Annotated in this window: 13 protein-coding genes; 6 read left to right on the top strand and 7 right to left on the bottom strand. The window is 61.1% G+C overall.

What is annotated here, in order from left to right; all coding sequences use genetic code 11:
* The first annotated feature begins 736 nt into the window (after positions 1–736).
* From CER19_RS02835 to CER19_RS02860, 6 genes are read left to right on the top strand one after another with little or no spacing between them, the layout of a single operon-like run.
* Positions 737–3,130 (top strand): TonB-dependent siderophore receptor, encoded by a 2,394-nt coding sequence (locus CER19_RS02835; protein ID WP_116665368.1) that lies wholly within the window; start codon positions 737–739, stop codon positions 3,128–3,130.
* Positions 3,131–3,149: 19 nt separating this feature from the next.
* Positions 3,150–4,121: an amino acid ABC transporter permease gene (locus tag CER19_RS02840; protein ID WP_054898355.1), complete on the top strand. Its 972-nt coding sequence runs from the start codon at positions 3,150–3,152 to the stop codon at positions 4,119–4,121.
* The gene (locus tag CER19_RS02845; protein ID WP_116665321.1) at positions 4,114–4,887 is read left to right on the top strand and encodes an amino acid ABC transporter ATP-binding protein; all 774 of its coding nucleotides are present in this window, start codon (positions 4,114–4,116) and stop codon (positions 4,885–4,887) included. The genes CER19_RS02840 and CER19_RS02845 overlap by 8 nt, the downstream gene beginning before the upstream one ends.
* A gap of 18 nt (positions 4,888–4,905) precedes the next feature.
* A complete protein-coding gene (locus CER19_RS02850; protein WP_116665322.1) occupies positions 4,906–5,829 on the top strand; it encodes an ABC transporter substrate-binding protein in 924 nt (307 codons plus the stop codon).
* A 12-nt stretch (positions 5,830–5,841) separates the two neighbouring features.
* Positions 5,842–7,425, top strand: coding sequence for an FAD-dependent oxidoreductase (locus tag CER19_RS02855; protein ID WP_116665323.1), 1,584 nt, complete (start codon positions 5,842–5,844; stop codon positions 7,423–7,425).
* Positions 7,426–7,436: 11 nt separating this feature from the next.
* A complete protein-coding gene (locus CER19_RS02860; RefSeq protein WP_116665324.1) occupies positions 7,437–7,859 on the top strand; it encodes a RidA family protein in 423 nt (140 codons plus the stop codon).
* Between the two features lie 3 nt (positions 7,860–7,862).
* On the opposite strand, the gene CER19_RS02865 is transcribed toward CER19_RS02860, so the two are convergent.
* The 7 genes from CER19_RS02865 to CER19_RS02895 form a co-directional block, all read right to left on the bottom strand.
* Positions 7,863–8,645, bottom strand: coding sequence for a hypothetical protein (locus tag CER19_RS02865; RefSeq protein WP_116665325.1), 783 nt, complete (start codon positions 8,643–8,645; stop codon positions 7,863–7,865).
* Between the two features lie 87 nt (positions 8,646–8,732).
* A complete protein-coding gene (locus CER19_RS02870) occupies positions 8,733–9,569 on the bottom strand; it encodes a 5'-nucleotidase, lipoprotein e(P4) family (protein WP_116665326.1) in 837 nt (278 codons plus the stop codon).
* A 59-nt stretch (positions 9,570–9,628) separates the two neighbouring features.
* Positions 9,629–12,139 (bottom strand): fimbria/pilus outer membrane usher protein, encoded by a 2,511-nt coding sequence (locus CER19_RS02875; protein ID WP_116665327.1) that lies wholly within the window; start codon positions 12,137–12,139, stop codon positions 9,629–9,631.
* Between the two features lie 85 nt (positions 12,140–12,224).
* The gene (locus CER19_RS02880; protein WP_116665328.1) at positions 12,225–12,965 is read right to left on the bottom strand and encodes a molecular chaperone; all 741 of its coding nucleotides are present in this window, start codon (positions 12,963–12,965) and stop codon (positions 12,225–12,227) included.
* A gap of 75 nt (positions 12,966–13,040) precedes the next feature.
* On the bottom strand, positions 13,041–13,643 hold the full coding sequence (locus tag CER19_RS02885) for a fimbrial protein (protein ID WP_116665329.1): 603 nt from the start codon (positions 13,641–13,643) through the stop codon (positions 13,041–13,043).
* Between the two features lie 197 nt (positions 13,644–13,840).
* Positions 13,841–14,488, bottom strand: coding sequence for a response regulator (locus CER19_RS02890; RefSeq protein ID WP_116665330.1), 648 nt, complete (start codon positions 14,486–14,488; stop codon positions 13,841–13,843).
* Between the two features lie 23 nt (positions 14,489–14,511).
* On the bottom strand, positions 14,512–17,685 hold the full coding sequence (locus CER19_RS02895) for a hybrid sensor histidine kinase/response regulator (protein ID WP_116665331.1): 3,174 nt from the start codon (positions 17,683–17,685) through the stop codon (positions 14,512–14,514).
* Between the last annotated feature and the right edge of the window lie 51 nt (positions 17,686–17,736).

Consider the following 17,736-nt stretch of genomic DNA (forward strand, 5'->3'; position numbering starts at 1 on the left):
ACAGCGGGTCACTTTGGAAAAGAGCCCCAAAGTAACCAAAGGGCTCTTGCCCCACCACTCGGCACCTCGCTTGGGCTCGGTGTACCCGTAATCCGCCAGTGATTTGGGGGGCCGCCGCCACGCGCCATCCATGGCGCGGGGCGGCTAAACCGGCATCCCTGCCGGTTTACCCCCCAAATCCCTGTCGAATTCCGGCCAGCGTGGTTTGACGGGGCGCCTAAGATCAAGAGCAGATCAAGAGCCAGATCAAGAGCGGCTCGCTTCGCATCGTGGTTACCGTCGGTAGCTACCGTTGCGATGGGGGCGTGTCAGTAAATGCATTTTGACTGGCCCACAGTCATCGGTAGCACGCCCCTTCCCACATTTTGAGCGTGCTGCGCGCGCAGATTAAAAATCATTTTTATGAATAATTATTTTTATAAATAATGAAAGTACAGAATATTAGCTTATGCCCAAATAGCATTATATTTTTAAAATCCATTCCGTTATGTTTGATCCCAACAGCCTACCCCTGACCTCGGATGGTACCCAGCGTGATTCAGATTCTGCGCGCCTGACCGGGTAATCATCCCGCCGCAGCAGAATCGTTGGACGGGAGCTCAACGTATGTTGCCACTTCAACCCCCTCGCTTGCCCCACACCTAGCCCAAGCCGCATCGCCCCTTTGATTACCGGCCACACCGCGCCAGGCGCGTGTCTGCCCGACTTTGCGATTTGGAAAAAGCTGGGAATGGATATGAAGCAAATTCTGCAACCTACTGCTGCCCTGACCCTGTCGCTGTTCGCCGCAGCAGCCCAGGCCCAGGATGACAGCACCTTGTCGACGGTCGTCGTGACCGGCAACCGTGGCGCCGAGCAGCGCACGGTCACCAGCAGCCCGGTGCCGATTGACGTGGTCAGCGCCCAGCAATTGCAAAACACCGGCAAGCCCGGGTTGATGGAAGCGTTGAGCGCGGTGATCCCTTCGCTGACCCTGCCGGAAAAAACCGGTTGGGACGCCAGCGGCATTGCCCGGGCACCGAACCTGCGGGGCTTGAGCGCCGCCGAAGTATTGGTGCTGGTCAACGGCAAGCGCCGCCACACCAGTGCCACCTTGAATATCAACGGCATCAATACCGGCGCGGCGCCAGCTGACCTGGACCTGATCCCCATCAGCGCCATCGACCATGTCGAAGTACTGCGCGATGGTGCGGCTGCCCAATACGGGTCCGACGCCATCGCCGGGGTGATCAACGTAATCCTCAAGGCCGACACCCGCGGCACTTCGGTGACCCACGCGGGCCTTGGCTACGACGGCAAGAAACAGACCGTGCAGCAAAGCCTCAACAAGGGCTTCGAAATCGGCAACGGCGGCATCGTGCAACTGGCCCTGGATGCGCGCAGCCAGAACGATGACAACAAGGCCAGCGCCAACGGCTACACCTATGAGCAAGCCTATGGCCTGGCGGGCAAGTCCACCTATGGCGGCTACGGCACGCCCAAGACCAACCTGCTGACCCTGGGCTACAACGCCGAGTTGCCGATCGACGACAGCCTCAGCCTCTACTCCTTTACCACCTACTCGCGACGCAAGGCCGAGCAGGGGCAGAACTTCCGCCTGCCGACCATCACCAACACCATCACCACCGGGCCCAACGGTTACCCGGCCGGGTACACCCCGACCTGGTACATCGACGAGGACGACTTCCAGGCGGCGTTCGGTGGCAAGGGCACTGTGGGCGAGTGGGACTGGGACTTGTCTACCACCTATGGGCGCAACGAAGCGGAGCAGGGCACCACCCACAACCAGAACCCTTCCCTGGGCGAAGTCACCCCGAACAGCTTCACCTCCGGCACCTGGATTTCCACCGAGCTGACCACCAACCTGGACTTCAAGCGTGGCTTCGACATCGGTCTGCAAAAGCCCTTGGACCTGTCCTACGGCTTCGAGCATCGGCGCGACACGTACGAGGTGCAAGCCGGCGATTACGCGTCCTATGCCAATGGCGGTTACTGCGTGGCGCCGGGTAACTGCGCATCGTCCGGGGCACAGGTCACCAACGGTATTTCACCGGACGAAGAAAGCAGCGCGTCACGCAACAGCCTGGCCGGTTATGTGGATGTGGGTTTCAACCCCCTGCCGGACTGGTACGTCGGCACGGCGGTGCGTTATGAGCATTACAACGAGGGCGTAGGCGCCACCCGCAGCGGCAAGCTGACCACCCGCTACGACTTCACCCCGCAGTTCGCGGTGCGCGCCACGGTGAGCAATGGCTTTCGTGCGCCGTCCCTGGCCAACAGTCTGTTCAGTGCGCGCTCCACCACCTATGGCGTCGTCGATGGGGTGTATCAGTCGATCAACTATGGCGTGCTCCCCGTGGGTTCGGCGGCGGCCCAGGCGCTAGGCGCGCAGGCGTTGAGGCCCGAGCGCTCCACCAACTTCAGCCTAGGTTTTACGCTCACACCCACAGACCGCCTGAGCTTCACCGCCGACGCCTACGTGATCAACCTGCGTGACCGCATTACCCTCACCGGCACCTTGCTGGGCCCGGAAGTCACCCAGGTGCTGCAGAACAACGGCATTAACTCCACCTCCGGCGGCCAGTACTTTATCAACGGCGCTGACACTCGCACCAAGGGTCTGGATTTGGTCAGCAGCTACAACCAGGACCTGGGCGCGTTCGGCGCGCTGAAGTGGACCGCCGCGTTCAACTGGAACCAGACCCAAATCCTCAACTACAAAGCATCCACCCACATTCTCGGCACGTCCTACGACCTGATGGACCGCCAGGCGCGCAACCTGATCACCGGTGTGCAACCCAACACCAAGCTGATCCTGGGCGGCGACTGGAGTATCGAACGCTTCAACCTCAACCTGGCCCTGACCCGCTACGGCTCGTACAAGGAAGTGAACTCATCGGCCAATCGTGACCTGGACCGGGTCTACAACGCCCGCTGGATTACCGACCTCGACCTTGGCTACAGCCTCACCAAAGACCTGAACATCGCCATCGGCGCCAAGAACCTGTTCGACCTCTATCCCAAGAAACAAGGGGTGCCGAGCAGCACCATGGTTGCCAGCTACGGCACTTATTCGCCCTACGGTTTTACCGGCGGGTATTACTACACCCGGCTGACTTACGCCTTCTGAGGCCTGCGAGGAAAAGAACATGCCCATTGTCGCCAAACCCTATGACCTGCTGGATGAAGTCAGCGCCCAACCGCTGCGCCAGCGCCGTGCCGCCACGCCGATCAAGGCGTTGCGGGTGGTGCCGGCCCGGCACCCCTGGCGCTGGGCCGGGTCGATTTTCGCCGCGCTGGTATTACTCGCCATCGTGCACTCCCTGGCCACCAACCCGCGCTGGGAATGGGGGGTGTTCGGCCAGTGGTTCTTTTCGCCCTCGGTGCTGCGCGGGTTGGGCCAGACGTTGCTGCTGACGCTGCTGAGCACAGTGTTCAGCATCCTGCTGGGTACCGCGCTGGCCCTGGCGCGGCTGTCGGGTTCGCCGTTGCTGGCGGCGTTGGCCTGGGGCTATATCTGGTTTTTCCGGTCGATGCCGGCACTGCTGGTGCTGATCATCCTCTACAACTTTGCCTACCTGTACGACCACATCGTGCTAGGCGTGCCGTTCACCGACCTGGTGTTCGCCGAGTGGTCGACGGTGGATGTGCTCAGCCAATTTACCGTGGCCGTCCTGGGCTTGAGCCTGATGCAGGCGGCCTACGCGGCGGAGATCATTCGCGGTGGGCTGATTGGCGTGGATGCCGGCCAGCATGAGGCGGCGGCGGCCTTGGGGCTGCCGGCCTCTCGACGCATCTTCCGGATCATCCTGCCCCAAGCGCTGCGCTCGATCTTGCCGTCGGGGTTCAACGAAATCATCGGCCTGGTCAAGGGCACCTCGATTGTCTACGTACTGGCCTTGCCCGAGCTGTTCTACACCGTGCAGGTCATCTACAACCGCACCCAGGCGGTGATCCCGTTGCTGATCGTCGCCACGGTCTGGTACCTGATCATCACCACCGTGCTCACCAGCGCCCAGTACTACGTCGAGCGCCACTTCGCCCGGGGCACCGCGCGGGTACTGCCACCCACGCCGTTGCAGCGCGTGCGCCGCTGGTTCAAGGAGAAGGCCCATGCCTGAAGCACGCGCCGGGCGCATTCAGATCCAGGGCGTGGGCAAGCGCTTTGGCAACCAGCAGGTACTCGATCATATCGACCTGAGCATTGACCCTGGGAAGGTCACGGTGATCCTCGGGCCGTCCGGCTCGGGCAAGTCCACCTTGCTGCGCACCATCAACCACTTGGAGAAGATCGACAGCGGGCATATCACCATCGACGGTGAATACGTCGGATATCGGCGCAAAGGCGACCTGCTTTTTGAACTCACCGAACGCGAGATTCTCAAGCGCCGTATCGACGTGGGCTTTGTGTTCCAGAACTTCAACCTGTTCCCCCACCTCACCGCCTGGGAAAACATCGCCGAAGCGCCCCTGGCGCACAAGCGCTGGCGCCGGGTGCAGGCCCGTGACAAGGCCGATGAATTACTCGCCAAGGTCGGCCTGGCGGACAAGGCCGACGCCTACCCGCGTCAGCTCTCCGGCGGCCAACAGCAACGCGTCGCCATCGCCCGGGCCTTGGCGCTCGACCCCAAAGTGCTGCTGTTCGACGAGCCCACCTCGGCCCTCGACCCGGAACTGGTGGGCGAGGTGCTGGACGTGATCAAGGGCCTGACCCAACTGGGCGTGACCCTGGTGATCGTCACCCATGAGATCGGCTTTGCCCGCGAAGTGGCCGACCACGTGGTGTTCCTCTGCGACGGCCAACTGATCGAAGAAGGCCCGCCCGAACAGATCTTGCGCCAACCCCGACATCCCCGCACCCAGGCCTTTCTCGGCAAAGTGCTTTAGTTCAAGGAGTGACTGCCCATGTTTATCACCACTGCCCGTGTCGTCCTGTTGGCGCTTGCTGGCGCCACTGCCCACAGCGCATTTGCCGTGCAACAGGTCGACCTCAGCCCCGACCGCCCGCGCATCCATGCGCCACGCAATGAAGCGGCCATTGCGCAGATCCCGCCCGGCTTCAAGTTCGCCCAGCCGGGCAAGTTCACCGTCGCCGTGTCAGGCGTAGCCGGGCCACCGCTGGCGCTGCTGGCCAGTGACGACAAGACCACCATCGGCAGCGAGGCCGACACCGCCCAACTGGTGGCCGACAGCCTTGGCCTGCAACTCAATGTGGTGCAGACCAGTTGGGAAGACTGGCCCCTGGGCGTCAGCTCGGGCAAATACGACGCGGTGATCAGCAACGTCACCGTGACCGAGGCGCGCAAAAAGCGTTTCGACTTCGCCACCTACCGCCAGGATGTGCTCGGGTTTTACGTCAAGAGCACCAGCAAGATCAGTGAGATCAAGCAGGCGGCGGACATTGCCGGGCTGAAGATCATCGTCGGCTCCGGCACCAACCAGGAAAAAGTCCTGCTGGCCTGGAACGAGGCCAATGAGAAAGCCGGCCTCAAACCTGCGTTGTTGCAGTACTTCGACGACCAGGCCGCCGCACAACTGGCGGTGCAGTCGGGGCGCAGTGACGCACTGTTCGGACCGAACTCGGTGTACGCCTATTCGGCGGCGATCACCGGCGGCATCAAGCGCGTCGGCACCGTCAACGGTGGTTGGCCGTTGCAGGCGGATATCGCGGTGACCACGCGCAAGGACAACGGCCTGGTCAAACCGATTCACACCGCCCTGCAAGGTGCGATTGCCGGGGGGCAATACGCACAGGTGCTGCAACGTTGGGGCCTGGATGTGGAACGGGTCGACCAGTCGCTGATCAACCCGCCTGGGCTGCCGGATTAAGGAGGCACAGACATGGGACTGACACGACGTGAAGCGCTGTCGAGTATCGCGGCGGTGGGCGGTGAGAAAGCGGTCAAGGACGCACTGGCAGTGTTGGGCCTGGGCCCATCGTCACACCGTCGGCCGCAACCGCTGAAACTCAAGGATGGTCTGGGGCAAGGCACCCGCGTACTGGTGCTGGGCGCCGGGATTGCCGGCCTGGTCACTGCGCTGGAGTTGACGCGCGCCGGTTTCAGTGTGCAGGTGCTGGAGGCCCGCGAGCGCGTGGGTGGCCGCACCTGGACCCTGCGTAACGGCGACCGCGTGGACTATAAGGACGGTCGCTCGCAGACGGTGGGGTTTGACCCAGGCCAGTATTTCAACGCCGGGCCGGCGCGCATCCCCAGCCAGCACCGCACAATCCTCGACTATTGCAGTGAACTGGGCGTGCCCCTGGAAGTGCTGGTCAACAGCAGTCATGGTGCCCAGGTGCGACCGGACTTGAGCCAGGCAGCGTTCAGCGTCGGCCAGGCGCTCAACGATACACGCGGGCATTTATCCGGCTTGTTGGCCAAGGCGGTGCAACGCGATGCCCTTGACGATGTGCTGAGTGGCGAAGAGCGCACGCGCCTGCTGGCTTTTTTGCAGGTCTATGGCGATCTGTCCCAGGCGTTGGCGTTTGAGGGCACCCTGCGTTCGGGGCACCTCGAATCCGCCGCTCACCCTGGTGCCTTGCCTGCTCGCCGCAGCCCGTTGACGTTAGAGCGGTTGCTGCACCCGGAACTCTGGGGGGCTTTGCTGCACACCGAGTTCCCGGAATTTTCGGCCACCATGTTCCAGCCGGTGGGCGGCATGGACCGCATCACCGAGGCCTTCTACCGACGCGTGCAGGAGCAGGTGCAACTGGGCGCCCAGGTGCGGCAGATCCGCCAGTTGGAGGACGGCGTGGCGGTGACCTACCACGACCAGCACAGTGGCCGTGAACAGGTGGTGCGTGGCGACTTTCTGGTCTCCACCTTGCCACTGCCCCTGCTGGCCAAGCTCGATACGGACTTCAGCGCGCCGGTCAAGGCGGCCCTGCTCAGCACCCGCAGCGACCAGGCGACCAAGGTGGCGTGGCAATCCCCGCGCTTTTGGGAGACCGACTACCGCACCTACGGCGGCTTGTCGTGGATCGAGCACCCGACGCGCCTGCTGTGGTACCCCAGCAACGACCTCAACACCCGCGAAGGTGTGCTGGTGGCCGGTTACGTGACCGGCGAGGGCGCCGACGTGTTTGGCGGTCAGCCCCTCGATCAGCAGTACGCCGCTTCCCGGCAAGCCGTGGAGCTGTTGCATCCAGGTTATTCCAGGCATTTGCGTAATCCACTGGCGGTCTCCTGGGAGCAGATCCCCTACAGCGAAGGCCCGTGGTTGCAACGCGAACACTTCCCCGCCCAGGCCCACGCCTTGCTTGAACAGCCCCATGGCCGGGTGTACTTCGCCGGCGACGGCCTGGTGCAGAGCGGCGTGGGGATCTGGCAGGAATCGGCAGCCAACTCGGCGCGCCATGTGGTCGCGCAACTGGCCGAGCGCATCACCCAACAACACCAACTCGCGGCGTTGGCCGCATCCTGAGGAGCCTCACCATGAGTGACAGCATCCAACGCACCAGCGTCGGCGAATTTCCCATCTCGCAAACCGTCACCGTGCCGGCCTCGGCCAGCCTGGTGTTTGTCAGCGGCACGCTACCGGACCCCGCTGACCCGAAGGTGCCTGGTGTATATGGCGACACCGAAGTGCAGAGCGTTTCAGTGTTCAACAAACTGCGCCAGATCCTGCGCCAACACGACCTGGACCTGGGCGACATCGTGCAGTTACGGGTGTTTCTGGTCGGCGCTGAAGAGACCGGTGGCAAGCTGGATTTTGCCGGGTTGCAGCGCGGCTATACCCAGTTCTTTGGCACGCCCGAACAGCCGAACAAACCGGCGCGCACCGCGTTGCAAGTAGTGGCGTTGCCGTTGCCGGGGGCGTGGGTGGAGGTGGAGGCGATTGCGGCCAGGAACCTTTGATCCTTAAGACTGTGCTTTTTGAGGGCTCGATGAGGTCTGCGCATGTGTGTCATCACTCGGCTCTTTGGATGACAAATGCTCTGTAAATGGCTTGCTCTGCTCCGCAAGATTGATTTTCTTATTTGAAGCAGAGCTTTGCTCATGTCGGGCAGCCAATGCATGCAGGCTGGCGAGTTTGTTCATGAGTTTTGGACATTTCGTCTGAAGTGCGTCAACCGCGCCTTGCGAGTCCCTATAAAGCATAAGTGTGGTAAGTGAAAAGGACAGCGACATTGACGCCATGTACAGCGTTCCGAGCATTTCATGTCCGTTGGTTTTAAGGACACTGCATGCATAAAGAATGAATAGCGAAGCAAATATGGCCGCGGACACGGAAAAAGCTTTGATGACGCCCCATATCAGAAATGTCAGGCTACCTTCAATAAAAATCACCGGAGACGCGCAGCCTATGAATCCACAAATTATGTAGTTCAGCACTTGGGGTATTAAGATGATGCCCACGATCACCAGCAAGATCATCAAGTCCTTTTCAAGGTCAAGCATTACAGTCAATAGGCGACTGAGGAATGATCCAATCGGCCCTTGGAATGTTCCATTGCTGATTGCGCCCGTTATGAATGCGTACGTCGCTAACGCGAGGGTAATGACCATCGTTAGGGAAAATAGATAGAAGGTGACTCTTAGATCATCACCATATTTTTTGCGTAATTGGACGATCGCCACTCCGCTGAGAAAAGCGAATGCCATAAACGAAAGTATAAGCAGACCGATAATTTTGATGGTCATTTTGGTGGACTTCCTGTCAAGTAAAAGTGTCCTTGCTGGTGCGCTGCTCGTGAGCAGTCACTCAAAAACGTTCTTATTCTACCAAGGCTACTCTTGCATGAGCAGTGCGCTCTGCTTGAGCCTGCGTTTCTGCGCAAACGGCAAGCTCTCATCATCCCCATACGGCGCGCTATACCAGTTGCCGTAGCTCGGGTTGGGCAGCAGGAACCAACGCTGGCCTAGCCAATTCACATAGGGTTCGACGGCCTTGCGTTGTGCATCCAGGGTGTTGTGTTCGGCTTGCACGAAATCTCCCAGCGAGTCACCGGCCATCAACAACACGCGGGCTTGGCTGGCGACCCACTGGCGACGGCAATTCTTGCCATAGCCTGCGCTTTCGCAGTGGCCGGTGGGGGTGCTGGCCGCCAGGATCTGTGCGTCGCTCTCAATCGGAAAGCCGCGCAAACGCAGGTTTTTGGCGGTGGCCGCGACCTGGCTGTGCTCGCGGTTGGTGAGGTAGTACACCTTGACACCTTTTTGTCTGGCCGCTTGCAGGAACGCCACGGAACCCGGCAGCGCCTGAGCCTTGGCCTGCTCGACCCAGGTATTCCAGCGATCGTAGGAATAGACCTGATTGTTGATGATGTCGCGAGCGTTGAGCGGCACGTTGTCCAACAGGGTCTCGTCGATATCCACGATCACCGCCGGCGGCAGACCGGTCAGCTTGCGCGCAGGCAAAGGCAGTGCGTCCCAGTTGGGGTCGGCCAGCGCTACATCGAGTTGGCGGGTAGCGTTGGCGAAGAGCTGGCGGTAGATCAGCTCGTGTTCGATGGACGTCTGGGTCCAGAGCACGGCGTCGAGTTGGTCGTTGGCCGGGGGTGTTTGCTGGCAGCCTGCCAGGGCGGTGGTCAGCAGGCAGGCACTGGCAAGGAACAGGTTACGCATGGGCAAATCTCGCGGAGGATGGGTGCGTGGTCGGCACAGTAGCGCATTCCCCCGCACAATCAAGGCGTACACACCAGTGCCTGGCGCTCGTAGTTCAGCGCCTTGTTCTGCGGTGGCAATGTATAGGCGGCACGACAATGCTGCTCACCCCACTTGATGATCAGCGTGCCCTGATCCTCTTCCACCAGCGCCAGGGCATTACCATTGGGATCTGCAATCGCCAACTGCTTGCCATTGGCGTCTTCCAGTGAGGCACCAAACGACAGCGGTTGATGCTGTGCATCAAACAACTCAAACAACACCCGCCGTCCGGTAGTGCCACTGTAATGCGCCACCACGATGGCGCCACGGCGCGGCACCAGTTGCTGGGTGGCGTTGGTGATTTCCACGTCGCCACCCAGATCGCGAGTGTCCAGGCTGATCCAGTTGACCCGGTAGGGTTGCGCAGTGGGCACCACCGCATAGCCGTTGTAGCCGGTTTCCACCCCGCTGTAGCTGCTGATCTTGGCTCCAGCGACGCCTGGTACTTCGGCGAGGGCGAAGGTCTCGCTGACCGTCTGCCCCAGGTTGACGCCACCCGCATGAGCCACCACCGAGCCTGCGAGGTTGAAGTTCTGTGAGTTGTAGCCCTGGCCCTGGCTGTAGCCGAGGCTGACATCCGCCACGGCGGTACGACTGTTGATGTTCACCGAGCCTGAGTCGCCGCTGGTGTCACTGTGGCCGGCCTGCACCGAATAGAAAGTGTCGCTGGTGTCGGCCACGTAGCCATTGATGCCCGCTTGGGTGGTGGTGTCACCGCGTTGGTGGCTGGTGGTGACAAACGCCCGTGGCGCGCGGGCCTGACTGCCCAGCGGGAAAGACACCGACAGGTTCACCTGCGTGTCGCTGCTCGGCTCGCCCCAGGTGACGATCTGCTTGGTGCGCGTCACGCCAAGGTTGTAGCTCAGATCGCCCCAGTTGCCGGTGTAGCCCGCGGAAAAGCTCTGGGAACCGCCGCGATTCCAGTAGCGTTGGTCGCTGGCGTTCACATACAGGCTGCCAAATTCGCTGTTGCGCCCGAGGCTCTGGTTGATGGTCAGGTCGGTGCGGGTTTTCGAGTGGCCGGTGCGTACGCGCAGGTCTTCGCTGCTGTCTTCCACATGGTCGGTGAGGGTGCGATAGCCCTCGGTAGAGTAACGGTAGGCGGCCAGGGTGAAGTTGGTATCGGTGCCGGCAAAGGTCTTGGCGTACAAGGCGCGTACGCTGCTGCCCTGGAACGTACGCCCCTGGGCCTTGCTGGACGAGTGGGTGGTATCCAGGGAGAACGCACCGAAGGCAGTGTTCCTGCCGGCGCCGATCGACAGTGCGCTGTAGTCCTCACTGGCTTGCACACCGACAATCCCACTGAGGTTGCTGGTCAAGCCATAAGCCAGCGTCCCGCTGAGAAAGCGCGGGCTTGCCAGGCCATCGGCATTGTTTTTGAACGTGCCCGCCGAGACGCTGTATTTCACCTGGCCTTCGCGCACCATGATCGGCAGGCTGGAGAACGCCTGCATCGTCACCCGCCGCGTGCCGTCGGCTTCGATCACGGTGATTTGCAGGTCACCGTTGGAGCCGCTGGGGTAGATATCGTTGATCTCGAATGGCCCCGGCGCGACGTTGGCGGTATAGAGGATGTAGTCGTTCTGGCGGATTTCCACCGTCGCGTTGGTCTGCGCCACTCCACGGATTACGGGTGCATAGCCGCGCTCGCTGTCGGCGCGCATGCCATCATCCGAGGCGAGCTTGACCCCGCGATAGCGCACGCTGTCGAACAGGTCGGTGTCGGAGAAAATCTCACCGGCGCTGAACTGGCCCTTGATCGCGGTGACGTCATGCTGCAAGTAAGTGCGGTTGCTGGTAAAGGTGTTCGAGCGATCGGTGCCGCCGCTCAGGTTCGACTCGTTGCGCAGGCGCCAGGCCCCCAGGTTGATGCCGTTGCGCAGGCCCAGGTTATTGGCGATGCGGGTCTTGTAGTCGCCGGCGGTGCGGCTGCTGTTGAGCTGGTAGTTGATGAAGGCGGCGGACACACCGTCGTCCCACAACTGTGGGTCGACATACCCGCGCAGGCCGCGCTGCATCGCTACCTGCGGAATACTCGCGAGCAGGCGCAGACGGCTGCTGTCGTAGCGCACGCTGGCGTCTTCGATCATGTCGGCAAGGGCGTAGCAGTCCTGCGGCTGCTGCGGGTCAAGTTTGCCCTCGGCCTGCAATCGGTGCAGGTCGATACCCAGTTGCTTGAGCAGGTCGAGGGTCAGGCAGGCTTCGACGCGGCCGTTTTTAGGGTTGCGCTTGAAGTCGATATCACGCCGGCCCACCAGCACTTCGTTGCTGTACAAATCGACGCGGTAATTGCCCGGCAGCACGCTGTTGGCCGAGAGCAATTGCTGCAGGTCCACCGGCGACTGCGAGCCTTGAAGGAAGGTGGTGTTGAAGGTTTGCGCAGCGTCATCGGCCATGGCCAGGCTGGGCAAGCTGGCAGTAATCGCCAGCGACAGCGTCTTCAACTTCAGTACGCCACGTGCGGGCCTGTTGCTGGAAAGAAAAGACATGCGAAGACCTATGACATCCCTGATTGACGGACAGCCGGGCACGCAAACACGCACGCGAAGTGAGCTTGTGGGTTAGCGAAAGTGCTTAGGGGTTGAGGCGCGATTCAGTCGCATGCGCCGGTAGCGCAGTGCCGCTGGTCAGCGGCGCGCTGTAGTGATTCTGCGCGCCGTAGTCATTGATGCTGGAAAACGACAACTGCACCGGCCCACTGGCAACTGGAGCACTGAGCGCAAACTGTTTTTGCTCGCCGGGCGCGATCATGGTGGAGTCGCTGGCCAATACCGCCTGTACTTTGATGTCGGCCATGGACACGTGGTACAGCGTCGGGTTTTTCACCTGCAACAGGGTTTGGCTGCCGTGTTTGGCCAGCGTCCATTCAAGCTGCGCAGGGGCTTGCAGCGCGCTGCCGGTAAGACCGGCAGGGCGGTAGAAAATCTTGATGCGTTGGCGGATGGCCAACTGCAAGGTGTTCTCGGCCTCGCTGGCCTTGGGGATTTCCTGCACATTGAGCCACACCACCGACTCGCGGTCCGTGGGCATGCCGGTGCCTTCATACAGAAGGCGCAGCAGTTGTTGTTCCTTGGCGAATACCCGTGCCAGTGGCGGGGTGACGGCAAACGGCGCGCGGCTGGCGCTGGCGTCGTTCATGTCGACCCAGGATTGAATCAATACATCCTGGTTACCGTTACGCACGGTAATGTTGGCTTCCTTGTGGTCACCGTCAAACACGATACGGGTGGCATTCAATGAAATGCTGGCGGCGGCCTGGGTAGCCATGAGCAAGCCCAGCAGCCCCAGACATGCGGCGATAGAACGAGGCGGCATGACGGTTATCCGGTGTAATCAGAAGACAATGGCGAGGCCGGAAGGCCTCGCGCGTTCGGTGCCCGGGGCGCCGAATTATTCGTATTGCAGGATGAACGGCAGGGTGGCGTCACCGCGACCGGCGGTCGACGAACCAGCCGCTGCGGTAGTGACGTAGGCGGCCGCGAAGCTCAGGGTGGCGTCGCCGCCTTCAGTGCCAGCACCGTGCATGGTGCTTTCAATACGTGCGGTGCTTGGCGAGCTGAGGTCAATCAGACCGCCCTTGCTGTCGAGCAGGGCAATACCGACGTTTTGTGCAGTGGCCGAACCCGGGTTCAGGGCCAGTACTTTTTTGCGGGTGACCAGGCCCGAACCGCCGTTGTTGGCGTCAAAGATCATGGCGACCTTGGTGCCCTGGTTGCAGTTGACGTTCAGGTTGAAGTCTTTGGCGGTCACACGACCTGCGGTTGGGTTTTCCGCGGTGCCCATGTCCTTGATCGAAACGTTGCCCATGTCCACCGAAATGGTGCGGTCGGAGTTGGCGCCGTCCACCGAGCACGCGTCGTTGTTGATCACGCCGGTGAAGGTGATTTTGCCGCTGCCGCCCAGGGTTGGCGTAGGAGCAGGATCCACGGCAAATGCACTGCCGGAAGCGGCGATAATGGCCGAGGCGATCACAGCCAGGGAAAACTTCTTCATGATGATGTCCGTAAGTGTTAGTTGAAAAGTTTGCTGTTGTTGAACTGCGAGCAAAGAGTAGGCGACGAGGCGGCGGGAGCGAATAAGACGATTCTTATAAGCGCTGGGGTGGGCAGGTTATTTGTGCTGTTGCAGCGGTTAAAGGCTTGAAAATAAAGGGCAAAGCCATTGTCCAGGAATGGCTTGCAAGTGATGCGTTAGTTGAAAATGTTACGTTCCAGGCAATAAGCAAGTAGATCCTGGTCGCTGCTGACTTCAAGTTTGCGCATGGCCGATATCTTTTGTGCGCTGATGGTCTTTGAACTTCGGTTCTGGCGGCGCGCAATGTCACTCACGCTCATGCCGGAAATAAACAGGCGCAGGATCTCGAACTCTTTGGGCGACAAACTGGTAAAGCGCTCGTCAATTGCCGTGAGGGTCTCTATTACCGAGGTCTTTGGCGGCTCCAGGCTGCGATAGTCGCTGTCCTGGGCGATCGCCTTGAGTGCCAGTTGAATCTCGGTATGCAACTGGCTTTTCTGGATGATGCCGACCACGCCCAGCTCTTGCAGGCGGGTGAGGATCAGGTGGTTGGAGATCATGGTCAGGATCAGGATCTGTACCTGCGGGAAGTGTCGTTTCAGGTACTCCACCAGCTTCAGGCCATCGCCATAAGGCGAGTCGCCCGGCATGTTGTAGTCGGTAATCACGATGTCAGCGCCTTGACGCTGCAACAGCTCGATCAGGCCGGCCGAACACACGGCCTCGCCGATGACTTGAAAACGCATGTCACGCTCTACCAGTTCGCGAACGCCAAGCAACACGATCGGGTGATCGTCCGCGATTACCACATTGAATTTTTTCATAAAGGGCCGTCCGTAGTGCCAGTTCAAGTGAGTGAAGAGTGCCCGGGCTGGAGAGTCTCCAGAACGGCCGACAGACGCTGCATCACAGTCTTCACCTTGAGCTCAAGCGTTGTGTCGAGGCTGCCGCGGTTAAGTGCGCTTTCCAGTTCGATGCAGGCCTGGGCCAGGCTGAGCGCCTGCACTGCGCCCAGGGCCCCAGCGATCGAGTGCAGCAATTGGCCGAGGCCGCGGGCATCACGCTGGACCAGGGCCACGCCGATGCGCTGCACATCCTGCTGCACGCTGCTGATGAACAGCGGGCGCATCTTGTCCGACAGTTGCACGCGGTCGTCGAATACCTGGGCGTCAGGCTCAACCGGCGACTTGATCTTGCACAGTTTGATCAACTGGTCGCGCAGGGTCTGCAGGCTCAAGGGCTTGACGATCCAGGCGTTCATGCCCACTGCCAGGCAACGTACGCCTTCCTCGCGCATTGCATTGGCGGTCACGCCGACAATCGGCAACCGTGGATCATGCTCACGCAAGGTCCTGGCCAGTTCATAGCCATTCATCAACGGCATATTCACGTCGGTCAGCACCAGGTCGAAGGCCTCCGGTTGCCATAACTGCAACGCCTGTTCACCGTTGGCGGCCAGGCTCACCGAGCAACCGAGCGCCTCCAGTTGCTCCTTGATGATCGCCTGGTTGACCGGGTTGTCCTCGGCCACCAGGATGCGCAGCTCCAGCCGCCCGGCGCTTTGTGGCCGGGTCGCCGTGGGTTGCTCGTGCCTGCCGTGCTGCGCCAGTGATACGGTGGCGGCGATGGTGCGTATGTCGTGCATATCCACCACCCAGCCTTGCGCCGTGTGCAGCGGCGGGCTGTGCGCACCGGGCAGGCAGAGCACACGTTGGCCGGCCCATGGCTTGGGGGGCTCGCCAGGTAACAGATCTACCAGTACCGCGTGGTGACTGTCTTTGTCCTGGGGGGGCGCGGCCCGGGCGGCGGTGATGCCCAAGCGGTTGAGCCAGTCACTCATTGCCTGCGCCAGTTCGCGTACCGGTGCCTGCACGTACACCGGCGTCGGGCTGGGTTCGATCAGCGGCAGGTTGGTCAGTGCGCCACAACACAGTGGCAAGCGCATTTTCAGGGTAAAGCTGCTGCCCAGTCCGGGCTCGCTGACCACGCGGATTTCGCCGTCCATCATCTGCGCCAGCCATCGGCAGATCGGCAGGCCCAGCCCGGTGCCGCCTTCGCTGGCGGTGTCCGGTGCCTGGTAGAACAGATCGAAGAGCTTGGCCTGCTGCGCCTCGGCAATGCCCACGCCGGAATCGGTGACTTGCCATTCCAGGTCGACATTATTGGCGTCGCTGCCCACCACCCTGGCACGAATCACCACGCACCCAAAGTCGGTGAACTTGATGGCGTTGCTCACCAGATTATTGAGGACCTGGCGGATGCGCATCGGGTCGCCCATCAGGCAGTTCGGCAACTGCGGGTCGATGCAACTGTAAAGCTGCAAGCCTTTGCGCCGGGCGAAGGCGGCGTAGGTGTGCAAGGTATCTTCGAGCATGTCCAGCGGACAGAAATCCACGGCTTCTATCGCCATTTGCCCGGACTCGATCTTCGAGACATCCAACACATCACTGATCAGTTGGAACAGTGTGGCGGACGAACGCTGGATGGTGTGCAGGTAGGTTTTCTGGTGCGGGTCGAGGTCGGTCAGGCCGAGCAATTCGAGGGTGCCGAGCACGCCATACAGCGGCGTGCGGATCTCATGGCTCATGGTTGCCAGGAACAGCGTCTTGGCCTCGCTGGCCGCATCGGCGGCATGACGTGCCTCTTCCAGGGCCTGGGCGTCTTCGATGTGCCGGGTGATATCGTTGAATGCATACAGGCGTACGTCTTGAGCCTGATAACGGGTCGACACAAAGCCGATCTGCAGGTGCCGGCCCTCGATCTCCAAGTGCGTCTCACCGCTCTCGGCGCCATCGTGCTTACCGGCCATGGCCTGCACCAGGCGCAAGGTGCCCGGCCATTGCTGGGCGCGCTGGTTTTCGATCAATACCTTGCCATCGCTGCGTCGCACCACGCATAACCCAGTGGGTGCGGTGTCGATGATCACGCGGCTGAACGCCACGCTTTCGGCGATGCGTTCGTGGGCCAGTTGTGCCGGAGTGATCACCTGGCGTCGATACCATCGGCTGCCGGCCCAACCCAGTGTAATCAGGCTGAACAGCAGCAACGCCATGGTGCTCAACGGCCACAATGCGGAGTGAAAGAAGTGCGAGTAGTCCAGGCCATAGACCGCGCTCCAGGGCTGGTCGCCGGCCTCGGTGACCTTGAATTCAAAACCGTCGGCCGTGAAATGCACACCATCGCTGAGCTGCGCCTGGGTGGTTGGCCCAATCAACCGGTTGCCGTCAGGGCCTATCAGGGTAAAGCGATCAAACGCCGAGTGATTCAGCGCGCGCTGTACATCGTCGACCTGCGACACGTCGAGCAGGGTGCCGATCACGGCCTGGCCCTGGGCGTCGAGTGGCAGGCCGATGTAGGCCAGCAAATGCTCGGGTTCGGGGCCGGCCTGCCAATACACCCGATTCTGCTCCAGTGGCTGCGGCGCCTGAGCAAGGATTTGCTGCACGGCGTTGACCCGGGCCACCGGGTTGTCGGTATCCTCGGGGTTTTCCCGGTGCTGATAGCCCACGGACGGAATGGTGATGGTGTAGTTGGTCTGGCGATTGAGCACAAAGGTTTGCGGTGCCTCGTACGGCGACGAGGACCAGAAGGCGCTGTAGTAGCTGGTCAAGTGCGCACCCAGGGCAAAAATCGGCGGCCTGGCGGCGGTGCTGATCTGCTGTTCATCGAACTTGACGCTGAATGGCACCGAAAACGAATACTTCTGGCCTTCGTACAGTGTGCGGCGGTTGTCGACCATGCGGCTTTTGAGGCTGACCTGCACGTGGGTGGCGCGCAGCAGTTCGGCCTGGATGCCGGGGTGTGTCAGGCTCTTGAGGTAGGTTTGCTGTTCTGCGAGGTTTTCCATCAGTCGCGCAAAGTGAAAGCGCATCGCGCTGTAGCGCACTTCGACGCCTCGGTGCAGCGACCAGTAATTGGTCAGCATCAGCAGCAACGCGATTCCCATCAACACCATCAAGCCTTTGTTCAGGCGCAATGAGCTGCGGGTAAAGGCTTCGAGAATCGCGTTATTGTGCTTCATCAAGGTTTTCCGCAGGCGCAGGATAAATCGGTACAGGATGGAGCTTACTCC

Origin of the sequence: Pseudomonas sp. GL93 (genome assembly GCF_003408955.1) — a bacterium.
GTDB classification, from domain to species: Bacteria; Pseudomonadota; Gammaproteobacteria; order Pseudomonadales; family Pseudomonadaceae; genus Aquipseudomonas; species Aquipseudomonas paracarnis.